The sequence below is a fragment of the Streptomyces sp. NBC_01520 genome, assembly GCF_045040375.1.
GTDB lineage: Bacteria > Actinomycetota > Actinomycetes > Streptomycetales > Streptomycetaceae > Streptomyces.
Genome location: NZ_CP109404.1, coordinates 7,818,291 through 7,838,157, shown reverse-complemented (window position 1 = coordinate 7,838,157; position 19,867 = coordinate 7,818,291). Strand labels below are relative to the sequence as shown.

The following is a 19,867-nucleotide window of genomic DNA, read 5'->3' as shown; positions in this document are numbered from 1 at the left end:
AGCAGCCGTTCGACCACAAGGAGAGCCCGTGTCCGGTACCCGCCCTCAGGTGCCCGTCGCCGTGGTCGGAGTCGGCGCGCTGGTGCCCGGCGCGACGGACGCCGCAGGCTACTGGCGGACGGTGATCGGCGGCCGGGACCTGATCACCGAGGTCCCCGCGTCCCGCTGGCTCGTCGAGGACCACTACGATCCCGACCCGGCCGCCCCCGACAAGACGTACGCCCGCAAGGGGGCGTTCCTGCCGGAGGTCGACTTCGACCCGCTGGCCTACGGTCTGCCGCCCACCAGCCTTCCGGCCACGGACACCGCCCAGCTGCTCGCGCTGATGGTCGCGGACCAGGTCCTCGCGGACGCCGGCGGCCTGTCGCGTGTGGACCGGGACCGGGTCGGTGTCGTCCTCGGGGCCGCCGCCCTGGAACTGCTGTCCCACATGAACGAGCGCAGCCGGCGGCCGGTGTGGCTCAAGGCGATGCGGGAGAGCGGACTCGCCGAGGCCGAGGCGCAGGCCGTGTGCGACCGGATCACGGACCACTACGCGCCGTGGCAGGAGTCGACCTTCCCCGGGCTGCTCGGCAATGTGATCGCGGGCCGGATCGCCAACCGTTTCGATCTGCACGGCACCAACCACACGACCGACGCGGCCTGTGCCAGCTCTCTGGCGGCGCTGTCGACGGCGGTCGGCGAACTGGCGCTCGGCCGGTCCGACCTGGTGATCAGCGGTGGCGTCGACACCGCGAACGACATCGGCATGTTCATGTGCTTCTCCAAGACGCCCGCGCTGTCCCCCAGCGGTGACTGCCGGCCGTTCTCCGAGGCGGCGGACGGCACCATGCTCGGCGAGGCCGTCGTCATGTACGCGCTCAAACGGCTGTCCGACGCGGAACGGGACGGCGACCGGATCCACGCGGTGATCCGCGGGATCGGCACCTCCTCGGACGGCAGGAGCACGGCGATCTACGCGCCCCTGCCCGACGGCCAGGCGCGGGCGCTGCGGCGTGCGTACGAGGAGGCGGGCTACGGTCCTGACACGGTCGAGCTGGTCGAGGCGCACGGTACGGGAACCAAGGCCGGGGACACCGCCGAACTGACCGCGCTGAGTGCGGTGTTCGGCGAGTCAGGGCGCACGGAACGGCAGTGGTGCGCGATCGGCTCGGTCAAGTCGCAGATCGGCCACACCAAATGCGCGGCGGGTGCGGCGGGACTGCTCAAGGCGGTCATGGCCCTGCACCACAAGGTGCTGCCGCCGACCATCAAGGTGGACCGGCCCACCCCGGCGACGACCGTCCCGGACAGCCCGTTCTACGTCAACACCGAGGCCCGTCCGTGGGTGCGGCCGTCCGGTCACCCCCGCAGGGCGTCGGTGTCGAGCTTCGGCTTCGGGGGCAGCAACTTCCACGTCACGCTGGAGGAGTACGTCCCGTCGGACTCACCCGGCCGTGCGGCCTGGCGGCACCGTTCCGCTCCGACCGAACTCGTCCTGTTCGGCGCCGCTTCGGCGTCCGCCCTGTCGGGGGCGGCGATCGACGACCGGCCGCTTGCCGAGATCGCGCGGGAGAGCCACCGTACGTTCTCGCCCACCGACCGGGTGCGGCTGGCGGTCGTCGCCACCGGCACCGAGGATCTGCGGGAGAAGTTCGCACAGGCGACCGCGCTGATCCGGGAGCGGCCGGACACGGCGTTCTCCACACCGTCCGGTGTCCAGTACGCCACCGCGGCCACCTCACCCGGCCGGATCGGCTTCCTCTTCCCGGGCCAGGGGGCGCAGTACGTCGGCATGGGCGCCGATCTGGCCATGCTGTCCCCGGCCGCCCAGGACACCTGGGACCGGCTGGGCGGTGCCGGGTTCGACGGCCGCCCCCTGCACCGGGTGGTGTTTCCACCGCCGGCCTTCACCGACGAGGAGCGCGCGGCCCAGGGCGCACAACTGACCGCCACGGAGTGGGCGCAGCCCGCCCTCGCCGTGCACAGTCTCGCCCTGCTGGAAGTGCTGCGGGGGCTCGGGCTGCGGCCGGACTGCGTGGCGGGCCACAGCTTCGGCGAGCTGGTGGCCCTGCACTGCGCCGGGTCTCTGGACGCCGAGTCCCTGGTCGGTCTGGCCCGCAGGCGCGGTGAGCTGATGCGGGACGCGGCCGTCGCGCCGGGCGCGATGCTGGCGGTCGGCGCGGACCGTGACCGGGTGGCGGCCGTCCTGGCCGCCGGCGGGTTCACCGACGTCTGGCCGGCAAACCACAACTCGCCCCAGCAGGTGGTGCTTTCCGGGACCACGGAGGCGATCGAGGCCGTGGAGAGGACATGCGCCGCCGAGGGCGTCCCCACCCGGCGGCTGAACGCGTCGGCCGCCTTCCACAGTCCGCTGGTCGCCTCGGCCGGTGAACCGCTCTCCGCGTTCCTGCGGGACCTCGCGATCGCGGGGCCGGGGATCGAGGTCTACGGCAACGCGGACGCGGCACCGTATCCGTCGGAGCCCGACGAGGTGCGCGAAAGGATCGCCGGCCACCTGGCCTCGCCGGTGCTCTTCCACGACCAGATCGAGGCGATGTACGCGGCGGGGGTGCGGACCTTCGTCGAGGTCGGCGCGGGCGCCACGCTGAGCGGCCTGGTCGGTCAGATCCTCGGCGACCGCGAGCACGCGGCCGTCCCCCTGGACCGGCCCGGCCGGTCCGGAGTCAGCAGCCTTCACACCGCGCTCGGCCGCCTGGCCGTACGCGGTGTCCCGCTCGATCACGACCACCTCTGGGCGCCCTACACGCCGCCCGGAACAGCAGCGAAGGAGCGCAAGCCCAGGATGACCGTGAAGATCAGCGGTGCCAACTACGGTCAGCCCTACCCGCCGGCAGGCGGGGCCGCCGCGCTGCCCGCACCGAATCCGCCGGCTCCCGAGCCTGTGCCGACACCGGCACCCGCACCCGCACCCGTGTCCGAACTCCCGTCGGGTTCCGACTGGTACGCCATGGTCGAGAGTGTGCAGCGGCAGACGGCGGAGGCCCACGCTGCCTGTCAGCGCATGCTGATCGACAGTCATATGGCGTTCCTGAGGATGACGGAGGCGACGTTCGCCGCGATGCTGGGATCGCCCGGCATTCCTGGCGCGCTCGGTGCGGCCGTCTCCGGACCGCCGCTCACGGCAGCTGCGCCTCAGCCTCAGCGGGTGCCATCCGCACGGACACAAACGCCCGCCCCGCAGCCGGTGACAGTCCTGCCCGCCGCACCGGCCACCGTCATGGCACCCCCGCCGGTCCTCGCCCCCGTACCGCTCCGCACCGTGCCGGACACCCCGGGCGTCGCGCCTGTGGTGACGGTCGCCGAGCCCGCGGACCGGTCACCGCGGGAGATTCCCCCACCCGAGCTCGAGGAGCTACTGCTCTCGGTGGTGGCTCGGCTCACCGGTTACCCCGTGGCCATGCTCGACGCGAACATGGAGCTGGAGGCGGATCTGGGAATCGACTCGATCAAGCGCGTCGAGATCCTGTCCGCCGTACGCCGGCAGGTGGGTGACGCTCCGACGGGGGACATCGCCCGCCTCGGCAAGCTCCGCACCCTGCGCGAGATCGTCGACGCGCTCACCCCGGGTTCCGGCACGGGCACTGGTACGGGCACGGGCACCGGCTCTCCTTCCCCGGAGGCCGCCGTCCCGGAGATCCCGGCCATGCGGGACGCACCTCCGCCGCGCGCCGGACTGACCAGGCTCGTGCCGCGTTCGGTGGAAGCACCCGCGTCCGGCCTGGCGATGGCGGCCCTGGGCGACGGACCGCTCGCGGTGGTGGGGGACGACTCCGAAATCGCCGTCCTCGTCGCGCGGAGGCTGGCCGCTCACGGCATCGACGCCACCGCCGCCGCCGACGTCGCCGAGGACGTGCACGGTGTGGTGCACCTCGGCGGCCTGACCGCGGCCGGCTCGCCCGACGAGGCCCGCGAGGTCCACCGGTCCGCGTTCCGTACGGCACGGGCGTTCGCCGCCCGGACGGCCGCAGGGGGCGGGCTGTTCGTCACCGTGCAGGACACCGGCGGTGACTTCGGGCTCGACGGCCGCCGTCCGGACCGTGCGTGGCTCGGCGGGATCGCCGGTCTGACCCGGACCGCGGCCAAGGAGTGGCCGGAGGCTTCGGTCAAGGCGATCGACTGCGAGACCGGCGAGCGTGACGCCGATGCGGTCGCGGAGGCGATCGTGCGCGAACTACTGCAAGGCGGACCGGAGTTGGAGGTGGGGCTTAGCGCGGACGGCACCCGTACGACGCCCCGGGTGGTGCCTGCCCCTCCGAGGCCCGGGACCCTGCGGATCACGGCCGAGTCGGTGATCGTGGCCACCGGAGGGGCGCGGGGTGTGACGGCCGCCGCGCTGCTCGACCTGGCCGGGCGCCACCGGCCGCGGATCGTCCTGCTCGGCCGGACCGGCGCCGTCGCGGAACCGCCCGGCCTGGAGTCGGCCACCGACGAGCCCGCACTCACCCGCCTGCTCGCCGAGCGCGCGGCCGGTGACGTGGGTGGCGCGTCGCCGGCCGCCGTGTCCGCACGGGCCCGGGAGATCCTGGCGGCGCGTGAGGTGCGGGCGACGCTGGCACGGCTGGAGGCCGCGGGCTCCGCCGCGCGGTACGTCCCCGTCGATGTGCGGGACGGCGACGCGCTCGCCGCCGCGCTGCGCGACGTACGGAAGGACTGGGGTCCGATCACCGGCCTCGTGCACGGCGCCGGGGTGCTGGCCGACAGGCGGATCTGCGACAAGACCGACGACCAGTTCGATCTGGTGATGTCCACCAAGGTCGACGGCCTGCGCGCGCTGCTGGCCGCGACGGCCGACGATCCGCTCGACGTGATCTGCCTGTTCTCCTCGGTGGCCGCCGTGTTCGGCAACGCGGGACAGGGTGACTACGCGATGGCCAACGAGCTGCTCAACCAGGTGGCGTCGGCCGAGCAGTCCCGCCGTCCCGGCTGCCTGGTGCGGTCCGTGGCCTGGGGTCCGTGGCACGGCGGAATGGTCACCCCGGCCCTGGCCGGGCACTTCGGCCGGTCCGGGGTCGCCCTCATCCCCCTGGAGGAGGGGGCCGCCGCCTTCACTGCCGAGCTGGACGGTGCGGCCGGCGAGCCGCGCGTCGTCATCGCGGCCGGCGACGGTGCCGCTGCCCTGGCTCCGGCCGGTGAGCCGGGTCCTGCCCAGGTGCGGATCGGGCGGAGGACCCATCCGCAGCTGTCCGATCACGAGCCGGCCGGGGTTCCCGTGCTGCCCGTGGCGATGGTCCTGAACTGGTTCGCCGGGGCGGCCGTGGCCTGGCGGCCGGGCGCCACCGGCGTGGTCCTGCGCGATCTCCGGGTGTTCAGGAAGCTCGTCCTGCCTCGGCTCGCCCACGAGGGCCACCGGCTGACCGTGCACGGCAGCCGTGGCACGGTCGGGGATTCCTCGGACCTGGACGTGGAGCTGCGGGCCGAGGACGGCGTCGCGCACTTCCGGGCCGTGCTGGCCTTCGAGTCCGCCGTCGGTTCCGGGGAACCGGATCCGGCCGCCTGGGACACCCCGGCCGGACTGACGCGGCCGGCCCGCGAGGAGGCGTACGACGGACGGGTCCTCTTCCACGGCCCCCTGTTCCGGGCGGTCCGCACCGTGCACGGGGTCTCCCGGCACGGGGCCGAGGCGACCGTCGCGGGCCTGCGCGAGCTGGACTGGCCGGGCGACCACTGGCCGCTCGACCCGGCCGCCGTGGACGGCGCGCTCCAACTCGCCCTGATCTGGGCGGAGCACGTACTCGGTGACGCGACGCTGCCGATGGCGGTCGCTGAGTGCAGGGTTCACCGGCGCGGGCCGGTGACCGGCACGCTTCGGTGCGTGGTGCGGGCACGGAAGGCGCACGAAACGGGGGCGCGGTGCGATGCCGCGCTGATCGACCCCGACGGGTCCGTACGCGTGGAACTGCGTGGCGTGGAACTCGTCCGCCGTCCCTCCTGAACCCGGGCGGACCGCCCCCGACCCGAGCAGCGGCCGACGGCCATCCGTACCGCACGCGAAGTGAGATCTGTATGGGATTCGAACCGATCGCCGTCGTCGGCCGGGGCTGTGTACTGCCCGACGCGCTCGACCCGGACACGTTCTGGGACAACATCGCCGCAGGCCGGCGAAGCCTCTCGGCGGTTCCCGACGACCGGTGGAGGCTGCCGCGCCAGTGGGCCATGGGCTCGGTGGACGACCATCTGGACCGTACGTGGACCGATGTCGGAGGCTACGTACGGGGGTTCGATTCCACCTTCGATCCGGGCGGCTTCCTGATCGGCCCGGAACAGATCCTCGGGCTGGACCCGCTCTTCCGGTGGGTCCTGCACGGCGCCCGTCAGGCGCTCACGGAGGCCGGGCGCGAAGGGCCGCTGCCGCGCGCGGGCCTCGTACTGGGCAATCTGTCCTACCCCACGGAAACGGGCTCGGCGTACGCCGAACACGTATGGCTGTCCGCGCAGCGGCCGTCCGTGCGCGATGCCCTGCTGACGGACGGGCGCCGGGCCCGGCCCGACGCGCGCAACCGCTTCTCGTCGGGGCTACCCGCCCAACTGGCGGCCCGGGCGCTCGGGCTCGGCGCGGGTGGGTGGGCGCTCGACGCCGCCTGTGCCTCGTCGCTGTACGCGATCAAGCTGGCGTGCGACCGGCTGCACGACGGCACGGCGGACCTGATGGTGGCGGGAGCGGTCAACCGGGTCGACAACCTCTATCTGCATGTGGGGTTCTGCGGACTGGGGGCGGTGAGCAGGACGGGCCGCAGCCGGCCGTTCCATCAGGACGCCGACGGGCTGATGCACGGTGAGGGCGCGGGGTTCGTCGCGTTGACGCGGTTGTCCGACGCGCTCGCCTCCGGCCTGCCCGTGCTCGGCGTGATCCGGGGTGTCGGGCTGTCCAACGACGGGCGTGGCCATGGGCTGCTCAGTCCGGCGGAGAAGGGCCAGGTGCGGGCGATGCGCCTGGCGTACGCGTCGGCGGGCATCGCGCCGGAGACCGTCTCGCTCGTGGAATGCCATGCGACGGGGACCCCGGTCGGGGATGCGGTGGAGGCGCGCGGAATGGCCCGGATCTATGCCGGCGGCGAGGATGTGCCGATCGGTTCGGCGAAGTCCAACGTGGGCCACCTGCTGGCCTCGGCGGGGGTCGCCGGGCTGCTGAAGCTGCTCGGCGCGATGCGTACGGGGATCCGTCCGGCGACGCTCGGCGCCGAGCGTCCGCTGGCCGAGCTGCGCGGCACTCCGCTGCGCGTGCTGACCGAACCGGAGCCGTGGCCGGGGCGGCGCAGGGCGGCCCTGAGTGCCTTCGGTTTCGGCGGGACCAACGCCCATCTGATCGTGGACTGCTGGGACCGCGACCAGGCGTTCGCCGTGCCCGCACCGTCGCGTCCGCGCGCGGACGCCCGGATCCCGGACCTGCCCGCGCCGCCCCCGGCCCCGGAGCCTTCCGGCCGCCCCGTCCCCGACGTGCCGGGGCGTCGGACGCCGGTGGCGATCGTCGCCCTCGGTGCCCGGGGCGGTGACGGAGCCGATACGGAGGACTTCCGCCGCGCGGTGCTCGGCGGCGAGCGGCGCGGTCCCGTCACCGGGATCGCCGTGGAGCTGGCTGATCTGTGCTTCCCGCCACTGTCCCTGGAGCACACCGTGCCCCATCAGCTGCTGGTCCTCGAAGCCGCCCGTGAGGCGGTACGGGGGGTGTCCCTGCCCCGCGAGCGGACCATGGTGGTCATCGGGACGGGGGTGGATCCCGAGGTGGCGCGGGCCGGAGCCCGGTGGCGGGTTCCGTACTGGTTGCAGCGGGCCGGGGAGGCCGACGACGCGGATTCGCTCGACCGCGCCCGGGACGCCTTCGTGTCCCCCATGACGGCGGAACGGGTGGTGGGCAGCCTGCCCAATCTCGTGGCGAGCCGGATCAGCACCCAACTCGACCTGGCGGGGCCCGGTTTCGCGGTGTCGGCGGAAGAGGCTTCCGGCCCGGTGGCGCTGGGTCTGGCCGCTCGGGCCATCAGAGCGGGGGAGGTCGATGCCGCGCTCGTCGGCGCCACGGACCTGTCGTGCGGGCTGGTCGCGCGGACCGCCCTGCGCGAACTGGGCCACGCGTCAGAGCCGGGTGACGCCGCCGTGGTCCTGGTCCTCAAACCGCTCGACGCCGCCCGCAGGGACGGCGACACGGTGGTCGCCCTGCTCGACGAGGACCCGACCGGCGTACCCGACCTGGTCGTCGGCGACGGGCCCGACGCCGTATTCGACCCGGCGTCACTCTTCGGGCGTGCCCACGCGGCCCAGGGGCTGCTGTCCGTAGCGGTCGCGGCGGTCGCGCTTCGGCACCGCGTGGTGCCGTGCGCGGACAGGCCCGCGGACCCCGGTGCGTTCCCGCGGACCGCCGCGGCTGTCGTGTCCCCGTTGGAAGGTGCCCCCGCCACGGTCCGGCTGCGGGCCGGTGACCCCCTGCCGTGGCTGCGAGGGCAGGCGCCTCGCCTGCACGTGTTCTCCGGGGGCGACCGCCGGGAGGTGCTTGCCGCGCTCGCGTCCGGGAGGGAGTCCTCGGACGGCCCGGCCAGGCTGGCGCTCGTGGTGGAGGGCGAAGGCGGGCTTGCGGTCCGTGCGGAGGCCGCGCGTCGCTGGCTGACGGAGGGCGGGATCAGGCCGGCCGACGTGTTCTACCGGGACGGGCCGGTGACGGGGTGTACCGCCTTCGTGTACACCAACGGCTCGGCCTCCTACCGGGGCATGGGCCATGAGCTGATGCTCGCGCTGCCGTCGCTCGGCGAGGCGGTCAGGGCCGACCACGGGCCCGTCGCCGCCTGGGCGCGCCCCTGTTCGGCGCCGACGGTGCTGGACCAGATCTGGGGTGCCGCCGGGCTCGCCGCCGTACACACCGAGCTCACCCGGAACATGCTCGGCCTGCGGCCGGACGCCGCCATCGGCTACTCCTCCGGCGAGTCGGCCGCCCTGGTGGCCCTGCGGGCATGGCCGGACGCCGCGGGGCTGTACGGCGCGGCCAGGGACAGCGGTCTGTTCACGACGGAGCTCACGGGCGAGCTCCGGACGGTCCGGCGCGCCTGGGAACGCCTGGGCGTACGGGGTTCCCGCTGGTCGAGCTATCTGGTGAACGCGCCCCTCGACAGGGTCCGTACGGAACTCTCGGTCGAGGTCGCCGTGCACCTGATGGCGGTGAACGCGCCGGGCCTCTGTGTCATCGGCGGCGAGTCGCGGGCGTGTGCCGCCGTCGTGGCCCGGCTCGGTGACGTCCAGGCCATCGCGATCGACTACGACATGGCCGCCCATGTACCGGAGTTGGCCGATGTCCGGGACCGGTGGCGGGAGGTGCACCACCGTCCCACCGTCGATGTGCCGGGCGTGCGGTTCTACAGCGGGGCCACCGGGCGGTCGTACCGCCCGACGCCCGAGCGTGCGGCCGAGGCACTCACGGCCCAGGGGCTGGGCACGATCGACTTCGCTGCCACGGTCGAACAGGCGTGGGCCGACGGGGTCCGGGTCTTCGTCGAGCACGGGCCGCGCGGGCTGTGCACCGGCTGGGTCAAGCGCGTGCTCGGCGACCGCGACCATGTGGCCGTCGCCCTCGACGCCCCGCAGGGCACGGCCCTGCGACAGCTGTGCCTCGCCGTGGCCGAGCTGGTCGTCGCCGGGGTGCCCGTGCGGGCCGAGGAGCTCTTCCGGAGCCTCGGGGCGGCTGCCGTGGACCGCACCGGGCGGGGGCCCACCGTCACGGTGTCCGTTCCGGCCACACCCCGTCTGCCGTCCCTCCAGGCGCCTGCCGTGATCATGCGCAGGGCTCCCGAACTGACGCCGCTGCAGGAGTGGGAGGCCGGCCTGTGCGCGGCCCCGGCGGCCGCCGAGGTCGTGGAACCGCGGGCGGAGCGGCAGCCGGAGCCGACGGACGTACGGGCTCTGGTCGTCCGGCAGACTCGCCGGGTGACCGCGCTCCATCAGGAGATCACGGCCCTGCACACCGAGACCCATCTGCGCTTCCTGCACACCTCGGCCCAGGCGGTGGCCGCACTGACGCGCACCGGGGCGGGTGGCGGGACGCGCACGGGCGGGGTTGGCGGGACGCCTCCGCTCCCCGTACGGCTGCCCGGAGCCGCAACACCTCCGCCGCACGCCGAACCCGGTGCCGCGCCCTCGCCGTCAGGCCCTCGCCAAGGTCCGCTGCCCGGACCGAAGTTCGACCGTGCCCAGCTCGAACACCTCGCCTCAGGCCGGATCTCCGCGCTGTTCGGCCCCCGGTTCGCCGCGCAGGACGCCTACGCGGTGCAGACCCGGATGCCCGAACCTCCCATGCTGCTCGCCGACCGCGTCGCCGGCATCGACGCGGAACCGGCGGCGCTCGCCGGACCCGGACAGGTGCGCACCTCCGGGACGATCTGGACCGAGACCGATGTCCGCCTCGACAGCTGGTATCTGGACCCCGCCGGCCGGATGCCGGCCGGTCTGATGATCGAGGCGGGCCAGGCCGACCTGCTGCTGATCAGCTGGCTCGGTGTCGACCTGCTCAACCGGGGCGAACGCGCCTACCGTCTGCTCGGCTGCGAGCTGACGTACCACGGCAGCCCGCCCGAGGCGGGCGACACGCTGTGCTACGAGATCCATATCGACGGCCATGCCGAACACGACGGCGTCCGGCTGTTCTTCTTCCACTACGACTGCTCCGTGAACGGCGAGCTCCGCCTGAGTGTCCGCAACGGCCAGGCCGGGTTCTTCACCCGTGCGGAACTCGCCGACAGCGCCGGGGTGCGGTGGGATCCCGCCGACTGCCCGCCGGGCGAGGGCTTTCCGCTCGATCCGCCCGCTGTGCGCTGCGAGCTGACCGGCTTCACGGCGGAGCGGGTGCGCGCGCTGTCGGAGGGGCGGCCCGCGGACTGTTTCGGGCCGGGCTGGGAGGCGACCGCCGCCCATGTCCGCTCCCCCGGCATCGACACCGGCCGGCTGCGGCTGTTGCACGAGGTGACGGAGTTCGATCCGGCCGGGGGTCCGTGGGGCCGGGGCTACCTGCGCGCCGAGACGCCTGTGTCGCCGGACGACTGGTTCTTCGCCGGGCACTTCAGGAACGACCCGTGCATGCCGGGCACCCTGATGCTCCAGGGCGGCTTCCAGGCGATGGCCTTCTATCTGGCGGCCATGGGTTTCACCGTCGGCAGGGACGGGTGGCGCTTCGAGCCCGTGGACGGCTCCTCCTGTTCGGCGGGGTGCCGTGGTCAGGCCACCCCGGAGAGCCGCCGGGTCGTGTACGAGGTGTTCGTGCGGGGCGTCTCGTCCGGGCCGCTGCCGACGCTGTACGCCGATGTCCTGGGCACGGTGGACGGGGTCAAGGCCTTCCACGGCCGGGACGTGGCGCTGCGCCTGGTGCCCGACTGGCCGCTTTCGCACTGGCGGCGGCTGGGCCCGCCCGCCGTCCGGGACAGCGGTGTTCCGGTGCCGCTCGCGGCCCTCGGCGGGCTCGACGGCCATACGGAGGACCGCCCGGTCGCCTCGGTGGGCGGATTCCCCTTCGGTTACGCCTCGTTGCTCGCGTGCGCGTGGGGCAGGCCGAGCGAGGCGTTCGGCGCCGCGTACACGCCGTTCGACGGCACGCGCAAGGTCGCCCGTCTGCCCGGCCCGCCGTACCACTTCATGAGCCGTATCGCGGAGGTGGACGGCCCGCAGGGCGGTATGCGGGAGGGCAGCGCCGTCGTCGCGGAGTACGACGTACCGGACGCGGCCTGGTACTTCGAGCAGAACGACGGCCGGACGATGCCGTTCGCCGTCCTCCTGGAGATCGCGCTGCAGCCGTGCGGCTGGCTGGCCTCCTACGTGGGCAGCGCGCTGACCACCGGCACCGACCTGCTGTTCCGCAATCTCGACGGATCGGGGACCGTCACCGGCGAGGTCACTCCCGCGACCGGGTCCGTACGCACGGACGCCAGGCTGACGCGTGTCTCCCGCAGCGGCGACATGATCATCGAGTCGTTCGACGTCACCTGTACGGCCGACGGGGAACCGCTCTTCGAACTCTCCACGGTCTTCGGGTACTTCCCGCCCTCGGCCTTCGACCACCAGGCCGGTCTGCCCGTGTCGGCGGAGGACCGGGCCCGCCTCGACGAGCCCTGCGACCGCATCGTGGACCTGACCTCCCGGCCCGACCGCTACTGCGCCGGTCCGGCGCGCCTGCCCGGTCCGATGCTGCTGATGCTCGACCGGATCACGGGGTACTGGCCGGACGGGGGGTGTGCGGGGCTCGGCCGGCTGCGGTCGGAGAAGGACGTGGACGCGGGCGAGTGGTTCTTCGCCGCACACTTCTTCCAGGACCCGGTGCAGCCGGGCTCGTTGGGCATCGAGGCGATGTGCCAGCTGCTGCGGTACCACCTGATCGAACGCGGTATGACGGCCGGTGTCCCGGACCCCCGCTTCGAACCGGTGCTGCCCGGCCGGGAGATGACCTGGACGTACCGCGGTCAGATCACCCCGGCCAACCGGCTGATCAGGGTGGAGATGGAGGTCCTGGAGGCCGGGCACGACGCACGGGGTCCGTACGCGACGGCGGAGGCGTCGCTGTGGGGCGACGACACGTGCATCTACCGCGTGCGCGGGCTGGGCATGCGCGTGGTGCCGGGGGGCGGTCCCGTGACAGCGCCGGGAGATCCGTCCGGGCAGGGGGACGGTCCCACGGACGGGCCGGGAGTTCCGTCAGGACCCGCCACGAGTGATCCGACCGGACCCGCCACGGGTGATCCGACCGGCCCGGGTACCGAGGAGCTGCTGGATCCGGGGGTCGACACGTGGGTGGCGGATCACTGTCCGACCTGGACGGTTCCGGTGCTGCCGATGATGTCCGTCCTGGACCGGCTGGCCGGGGCCGCGGCGGACCGCACCGGTCGGCGGGTCGTCGCCGTACGGGATGTGCGGCTCCGTCGCTGGATCCCGGTGTCGGGGCCGGTCCGGCTGCGGACCGAGGCCGTTCCCGGTCCGGGCGGGGCCGGCGACGGGCTCGGCGGTGTCGAGGTGCGGCTGCTGGTGTGGCGGGAGGCGGGGACGGCGGCCCTGTCGAGATTCGAGGAGGCCGCGACCGCGACGGTGTGGGTGGGCGACCGGGCCGCCGCCGGCCGGCCCGATCCGTTCGCGCCGCTGCCCGACGCGGAGGTGCGGCCCGACCCGTACGCCTCCGCCGAGCTGTTCCACGGCCCGGCCTTCCGGTATCTGACCTCCTGGTCGACCGGGGCGACCGGTTCGTCCGGGGTGCTCGACGCGGGGCGCGGAACCGTGCCGCCGGGACATCTGAACCAGGGGCTGCTCGACGCCGTCGTCCAGGTGATCCCGCACCAGGGCCTGCGGCGGTGGGCACCGGACATCGGCGGTGACGAGGTCGGATTCCCGCACCGGGTCGTCTCCCTGGACGTGTACGAGGTGCTGCCCCGGGCCGGTCTCGCGTCGGTTGAGGCCCGCTTCGCCGGATTCGACTGCGGCGACAGGTCGTTGCCGGTGTCCGACGTCCAGCTCCTCGTCGAGGGGCGGGTCGTCGCCGCACTGCGGCTGGTCAGTGTGCTGCTGCCGGTGACGGCCCTCGCCTCGGGCTCATCGGCCGATCGCCGGGAGTTCGCCGGGCGGCGCCCGGTGGATGGGCTCGGTCTGTCCCGGCAGCGGGACGGGGTGACCGTGCTGACCGCCGAGGACGTGGAGGGCCTCGACTGGCTGCGCGGCACGGTGGCCGAGGTGTGGGGCCTGCCGTCGGGGGCGCGGGGGCGGGACCATCTGGAACTGATCGCGGTCAAGGAGCACGTGGGCCGGCCGGCCGGGGTCCATCCGTCCGCCGTGGAGGTGGCCGCCGATCTCCGGTCCGCGCGCGTCGCGGGTGCTGCGGGGCCGGCGCACCGGGTCGAGGTGACGCGCGTACGGGACACGGTCACGGTCCGGTCGGCGGCGGCTCCGTGACCTCGCCGCCCGTCCCTCTGCCGTCCGAGGCCGTTGTCGGTGGCGCCTGGCAGACTCGGGTTCATGTTCACGGGGATCGATGACGTCGACTGGGCGTCCATGGGCCATGCGTACGGCGACGCGTCCGATGTGCCTGATCTGCTGCGGGGATTGGCGTCCTCCGACCCGGCCGAGCGGGAGATCGCGCTCGACGGGATGCAGGGTGCCGTGCACCACCAGGGGGACGTGTACGACAGCACGGTCGCGTGTGTCCCGTTCCTGTTCGAGCTCGTCGGGACGGCCGGTCTGGCGGGGCGCGGGGAGCTGGTCGACCTGCTGTGCAGCATCGAGGGTGACGGCCGTGACCCGGAGGAGATGGACGTCTGGTCCGACGACGAGGAGGAGTACGCGCTCTGGGCCGAAACGCTGGCCCGGGCGGAGTCGGAGGTGCGGTCGCGCAGCGGGTTGCTGCTGGACCTCCTCGACGGCGACGGCGCCGACGAGGGTCTGCGGTGTGCGTTGCCGGGCGCGCTGGTGCAGGTGCACGACGAACCGGAGACGGTCCTCGGGGTGCTGTGCCGCCGGCTCTCGGTGGAGAGGGATCCGGGTGTGCTGCGTGCCCTGGCGACGGCCCTGGGTGAACTGGGCGTACGCAGGGCCGAGTTCGCCGAGCGGTCGGGTGAGACCCTGGCCGGGCTGCTCACCCGGGACGGTCGGGCCGATGCCGGGCTGCGGCTGTCCGCCCTCGTGCAGCTGGCGCGCTGTGCGCCGGGCCGGCTTCCGGAGTGGGTCGTGGAGATCGCCACGGGTGTGATGCGGGAGGCGCGGGAGGACGGCCAGGAGCGCGAGGCAGCGGACACCGGCCTGCGGACACCGACGATGATCTCCTACCTGCGCCGTCTGAAGGCGTCGCAGCGGGTTGCGGCGAAGGCTCCCTGGGCGACGGAACTGCTCGGGGATCTGCACCGCGCCCTGGACGACCGGGTCACCGAACGCTTCGCGCTGCTGGAGGACCAGCTGCGCAGCCCTGACTGGGGCCAGCGGCGCGAGGCGATCGACATGAGCGGCCTGCTGCTGACGGGATGGCGGGGCCCGCACGAGGAGTCCGTACGCCTCCTGGGTGAGCAGCTTCGCGAGGGCGACCACCGCATCGTCCGGTGGGCGGCATCGGAGCTCGGCCACCTGTACGCCATCGGCGGCCCGGCAGCCGGTGCGCTGGCCGAACGGGTGGCGGCCGGGCCGGACTTCCTCCCCCAGGCGCGGTGGGCCGAGACGTCGTACGGGGCAGTGCTCGGTGCGCTCGCGGCGCAGGGTGACGCACGGGCGGTGCCCGGCCTCGCCGCGGTGCTGCGGTTCGGGCAGGTGCCGGAGGACCTGGGCGACTGGATCGACCGTATGGACCAGGATGCCGCCGCGGCGCTGGCGCCGATGGTGGACGAACGGTTGTGGGAGATCGATCCCGAGGACCGGCCCTACCGCGTCGAGCACCTGCTGAAGGCCGCGGCAGCCCTCGGATCGCCCGGGGCGACGGTCACGGCCCTCCGGATCCTGCGGGCTCCCGCGGACCGGCCGGTGCCGGTGCGGGGCGTCGCGATACGGACGCTCGCGCGGCTCGGTCCGACTGCCCGGGAGGCGCTCCCGGAGCTGCGGTCGCTCGCCCGGGACTGCGCGCCGCATCTCCGCGCCGACACGGCGGCGGCGCTGTGGTCGGTCGGGGGCGAGGCGGAAGGCGCCGTTCTCGTTCTGCCCCTGCTGACGGCGGCGCTCAGGGCGGAGCACTGGTCGCAGCGGCACGACGCGCTGCGCGTGATCGCCGGGATGGGGACCGCGGCGGCCTCGTTGCTGCCGGAGATGCGCATACTCGCGGGGTCGCCGGAGGAGAACGGCGGCTGGGTCGCGGGCGCCCTGGCGGTGGCTGTGTGGGAGGCGGGCCGGTGCGCGGAGGAGGCGCTGCCCTTGCTGCTGCACGCGTGGTCGGCACACCCTGACAACCGTCCGGCTGTGGCCGGTGTGTGGGCGCGGATGGGTCCCGCGGCAGCCCCGGTGGTGCCGCTGCTCCGTGAGGAGCTCGCCGCCGCACGCCGCCACAACAACTCGGGCGGCAGGGGCAGGATGCGCTACCGCTGCGCCGACGACGAACAGTTGCTGCGGCACGCCCGCACCGTGCTCGGAGCGTGCGGCGAGGGGCTTAGGTCCGGGACGCTCCCGGATCGGGCCTGATCAGGGAGCGGGGTCGGTCGCGTGCGGCTGCCCAGGAGGATTTGGGGCACCCTGGGTCTCAGGAACGGGCCATCAGGGCGGCGAGGCCGGCGCGGGTGGCGACGTCGGTCTTGCGGTACACGCGGGACAGGTGCGTCTCGACGGTGCGTGGGCTGAGGTAGAGCCTGGTGGCGATCGCCTGGTTGGTGAGGCCTTCGGCGACCAGTTCGGCGACCTCGCGTTCGCGGGCCGTCAGGGAGGCCAGTCGCTGCGGGGTTCCGGATGACGTGGCGGGTACGGCGGGCCGTGTCATCTCCGCCAGGCCGACCAGCAGTCCCGCACCGCCGGTGGTGGCCAGCCGGTGGCCCTTGTCCCACATGGCGGTCCCGCGCGCGCCGAACCCGGCAGCCGTCATGGCCGGGGCGGCGAGCAGGAGTGACCTGGCCTCCCAGAACACCGCGTCGGACCGGGCGCATTCCGTTGCCGCCTCGGACAGCAGCGTCGCCGCCGTGGCGGGGTCGCCGCCGTGCAGGGCGAGCTGTGCCGCGCTGCGCAGGGCGGAGGCGCGCTGTACGGGAAGGCCGAGCCGATCCGCTTCCTCGCGGGCCCGCTCGGCCCAGGCCGACGCCGAGTCGATGTCTCCTGTGGCCACGGCCGCGGTGACGAGGAGTTCCGACAGGAGGGGGCGCATCGAGGGCTGCAGGCCGCGCAGGTCGTCGCCGCCCGCCCGGAGCAGGGCGTCCCGGGCGCGGTGCGGGTCGCCGCCCGTGAGCGCCGCGTAGCCGAGCATGCTCCAGGCCATGGATGCCCGCCAGTTGTCGCTGGGCCCCATGGAGGCCACGGCTTCCTCGGCGGCCGCCAGTGCCTCCGGGGCTCCGGGCGAGGAGGCCGCGACGAGCACCTGTGCCTTGTTGGCCAGGACGAATGCGAGCAGTTCGCCGCTTCCGATGCCCCGGGCGATGTCCTCCGCCTCGTACGCCAGTTGTCGGGCCGACGGCAGGCGGCAGGTCTGGATCCGTATGTGGGCCTTGCACAGCAGCAGGAGCGGCAGGAGGTAGACCTGCCCGCTGCGGCGGGCGATCCGCAGGCCCCGGTCGGCGTGGCGTTCGGCGTCGGTGAAGCGGCCCAGGAACGCTTCCGCCCATCCCAGTCTGCCCAGTGGTTCGCACAGTGCTGTGAGGTCGTCGTCGGGCAGACCGTCCACCAGTCCGGCCGCCTGTCCGGCGTACGCGGTCGCCGTGGCCACGCCGCCCTCGTAGGCCTCGCCGAAGGCGGCGACAGCGAGTGCTCCCGCCTCGCCGAGTTCGTCCCCGAGGGAGCGGGCTTCCGCGAGTGTGCGTGCGACCTCGCCCCGCATCTGCGGGTAGGGCGTGTTGTGCGGTGCGGACGAGCTCAGTTCGAGCCCGATCGCCACCCTGTCGGACGGCAACGGCTGCGGCTGCCTGCCCAGCTCGCGGCGCAGGAGCGCGAGCGCCTCGGGGTACCTTCCGAGGTGTCGCTCCATCAGTGCGCAGAGCACCACCGCCGATGTCCTGACGGGCCCGTCCGGGCCCGCCGTGCTGATGACCCTGTGCAGCAGGTCCCGGCTCTCCCGCAGGCCGCCGGCGACACCGAGCGCGCGGGCGCGGCGCAGCATCAGCTCGCTTCTCTCCGCGGCGTGTTCGACCGTGTCCGGTAACAGCCGGAGTGCGACCTGGAGCCAGTGTGCGCAGCTCGACGGAGCCGTGGACGCGGTCTGCTCGGCGGCCTGCTTCAGCAGGGCGACCGCCCGCGGGTCCCAGGCGGTCACCGACCGTTCGATGTGCTGGGCCTGTTCGACGGCCGGCGCGCCTGCGCGGGCCAGCTCGGCGGCGGCGGCGCGATGGATCTCGACGCGCCGCCGGGCGGTGGTGGACTCGTGGACCAGCGTCCGGAGCACCGGGTGGCGCAGTGCCGGTCTGCCGCCCGTTCCCGGTCGCACGAGGTCGCGCCGGACCAGGGTGTCGAGATCGTCGTCGAGCTCGGCCTCGGGACGGCCGGTCGCCCTGGCGATCACCGGGGGCTCGGCGTGATCGCCGAGCACGGCGATCGCCTCCAGGATCCGGCGCTGTGGTGGGGTCAGTGGGGTCAGCTCGTTCAGCAGGAGTGATCCGAGTCCGCTCGGCAGCTCGCCGAGGCCGGCCGCGGTGGGGACCGGGGAGGGGTTCGGGTCGCGCGCGACGCCCTCGCGGTGCGCGTGCACGAGCGACAGGAAGTACAGAGGGTTGCCCTCGCCGGCGGCGTAGAGCTGCGCGGCCCGGCCGCGCGGCAGGTCGGGGGCGAGCCCTTCGACGCATTCCTGTTCCGCGAGCGGCGCCAGACCGATCCGGATCACGGCTTCGGTGTCGACTCCGCGGGTGAGTGCGGCGGTGAGCGGCGGCGGGGTCTGCCGGTCGCGGCGTGCGAGGACGAGGGCGACCGGGCCGGGTACGGGGTGCCGGACGAGGTGGTCCAGGAGTTCCAGTGATGCCGGGTCGGCCCAGTGCGTGTCGTCGAGCGCGATGACCAGGCCGCTTTCCTGGCCGAGCTGTGCCAACAGCCGTGCCACCGCCCGGTGGAGACCGAAGCGGTCGGCGGTGGGCGTTCCCGGCGCGGGAGTCGGTCCGGCACCCCGGCCGCCGAGCACCGGCGCGACCGCGTCGAACAGCGCCGGTGCCACCCCGGGCGGGCGGTCGTCCAGATCGGCGAACGCGTCGGCGAACGGCTGGAACGGGAGGTGCCGCTCGTACTCCGTGGCCCGGCCGCGCAGCACCGTCACCCCGCGCCGCCGGGCGCGCAGGCAGAACTCCCCCATCAGCCGGCTCTTGCCGATCCCTGCCGCGCCGGTGATGTCGACGAAGGGCGGGCCCCCTTGGCCCATCCGGTCGATCACCGTGTCGAGCAGCCCCAGCTCCGCCGTGCGGCCGACGAGCGGGCTCACGCTGTCGCGGCGCGTGGGAGCGTCGTACGACGCTCCCACCTGTGTGATCTCTCTGCCGAACTCCACGGCATTGTCTACCACGTTGAGCGGCAGAGTGTTCGAGAGTCACCCATACCTCGCGCCCGGCGCATCCGCAGCAGGCGGCGTGGTCACACGGTTGCGCCCCGCCTCCTCAGCCGAACAGGGCGAGGGCGATGGCGACCGTGACGCCCACCAGGAGTCCGAGCACGAGGGCGGCCATCTCGGCGGCGATGAAGACCAGGACGTAGTCACCGTTGTGGCTCCAGGTGCCGTGCCGCGCGCTGGAGCGGAACGACAGTGAAAGGGCGAGGAACGGTCCGAACATGAGCCCGGTGACGGTGACAAGCGTACCCAGCGCGTCGCCCGACAGTTCGTGGGCCCGTCCCCTCGCGATCCGCACGTCCACGGTGCTGCCGGGCGCGTGCGTCTTGGCAGCCTTTCCCAGCGTGATCTCACGCCGGGGCTCATGTGCCGCACGCGGTGTGTACGTGCCTGTGCAGGCGGTGCCGTCCTGATATCCCTGCCAGTCGGTGGCCTCGTAGCAATGGCTGATGGTCATGACGCCGTCGACGGGGCCCAGGCCCAGGACTGCCGCCAGATGGGGTCCTGGGAGCAGCCAGATCAACCACCCGGCGACAGCGAGGCAGGCCACCGCTCCCGCTGTGCCCACTCTCCGCTCCCACGTCCCCGCTGTTCGCGCCACACGCCTGCCCTCCCTGAAGTCGGCCGTCACACGGACCGCCTGCGACGTGTGCGGCTCGCCGGACCTGCCACGACTCTCCCAGCCCGGTACGGTGCCGCGCGTCCGTGGTTTCCCGGACGGGCCTACGT

4 protein-coding genes and 1 pseudogene are annotated in these 19,867 nt (G+C 73.8%); 3 read left to right on the top strand and 2 right to left on the bottom strand.

The genetic code is table 11. The features are described from left to right. The first annotated feature begins 28 nt into the window (after positions 1–28). From OG524_RS35110 to OG524_RS35100, 3 genes and pseudogenes are all read left to right on the top strand, one after another. Complete coding sequence (locus OG524_RS35110; protein WP_405812369.1) at positions 29–5,935, top strand: SDR family oxidoreductase; 5,907 nt, start codon at positions 29–31, stop codon at positions 5,933–5,935. 71 nt (positions 5,936–6,006) lie between these two features. Beyond that, positions 6,007–12,597 (top strand): annotated as a pseudogene (locus OG524_RS35105) (beta-ketoacyl synthase N-terminal-like domain-containing protein); the annotation flags it as partial. 1,365 nt (positions 12,598–13,962) lie between these two features. Then, on the top strand, positions 13,963–16,098 hold the full coding sequence (locus OG524_RS35100) for a PBS lyase (RefSeq protein WP_405812368.1): 2,136 nt from the start codon (positions 13,963–13,965) through the stop codon (positions 16,096–16,098). Between the two features lie 58 nt (positions 16,099–16,156). On the opposite strand, the gene OG524_RS35095 is transcribed toward OG524_RS35100, so the two are convergent. Both OG524_RS35095 and OG524_RS35090 read right to left on the bottom strand, forming a co-directional pair. After that, positions 16,157–19,054, bottom strand: coding sequence for an AAA family ATPase (locus OG524_RS35095; RefSeq protein WP_405393007.1), 2,898 nt, complete (start codon positions 19,052–19,054; stop codon positions 16,157–16,159). Positions 19,055–19,187: 133 nt separating this feature from the next. Next, positions 19,188–19,706, bottom strand: a complete 519-nt coding sequence (locus tag OG524_RS35090; protein ID WP_405386114.1) for a hypothetical protein — start codon at positions 19,704–19,706, stop codon at positions 19,188–19,190. Between the last annotated feature and the right edge of the window lie 161 nt (positions 19,707–19,867).

What these genes read in the sequence shown, in the direction of transcription:
- OG524_RS35100 (WP_405812368.1), top strand. Translation starts at nt 13,963, where the DNA reads ATGTTCACGGGGATCGATGACGTCGACTGGGCGTCCATGGGCCATGCG.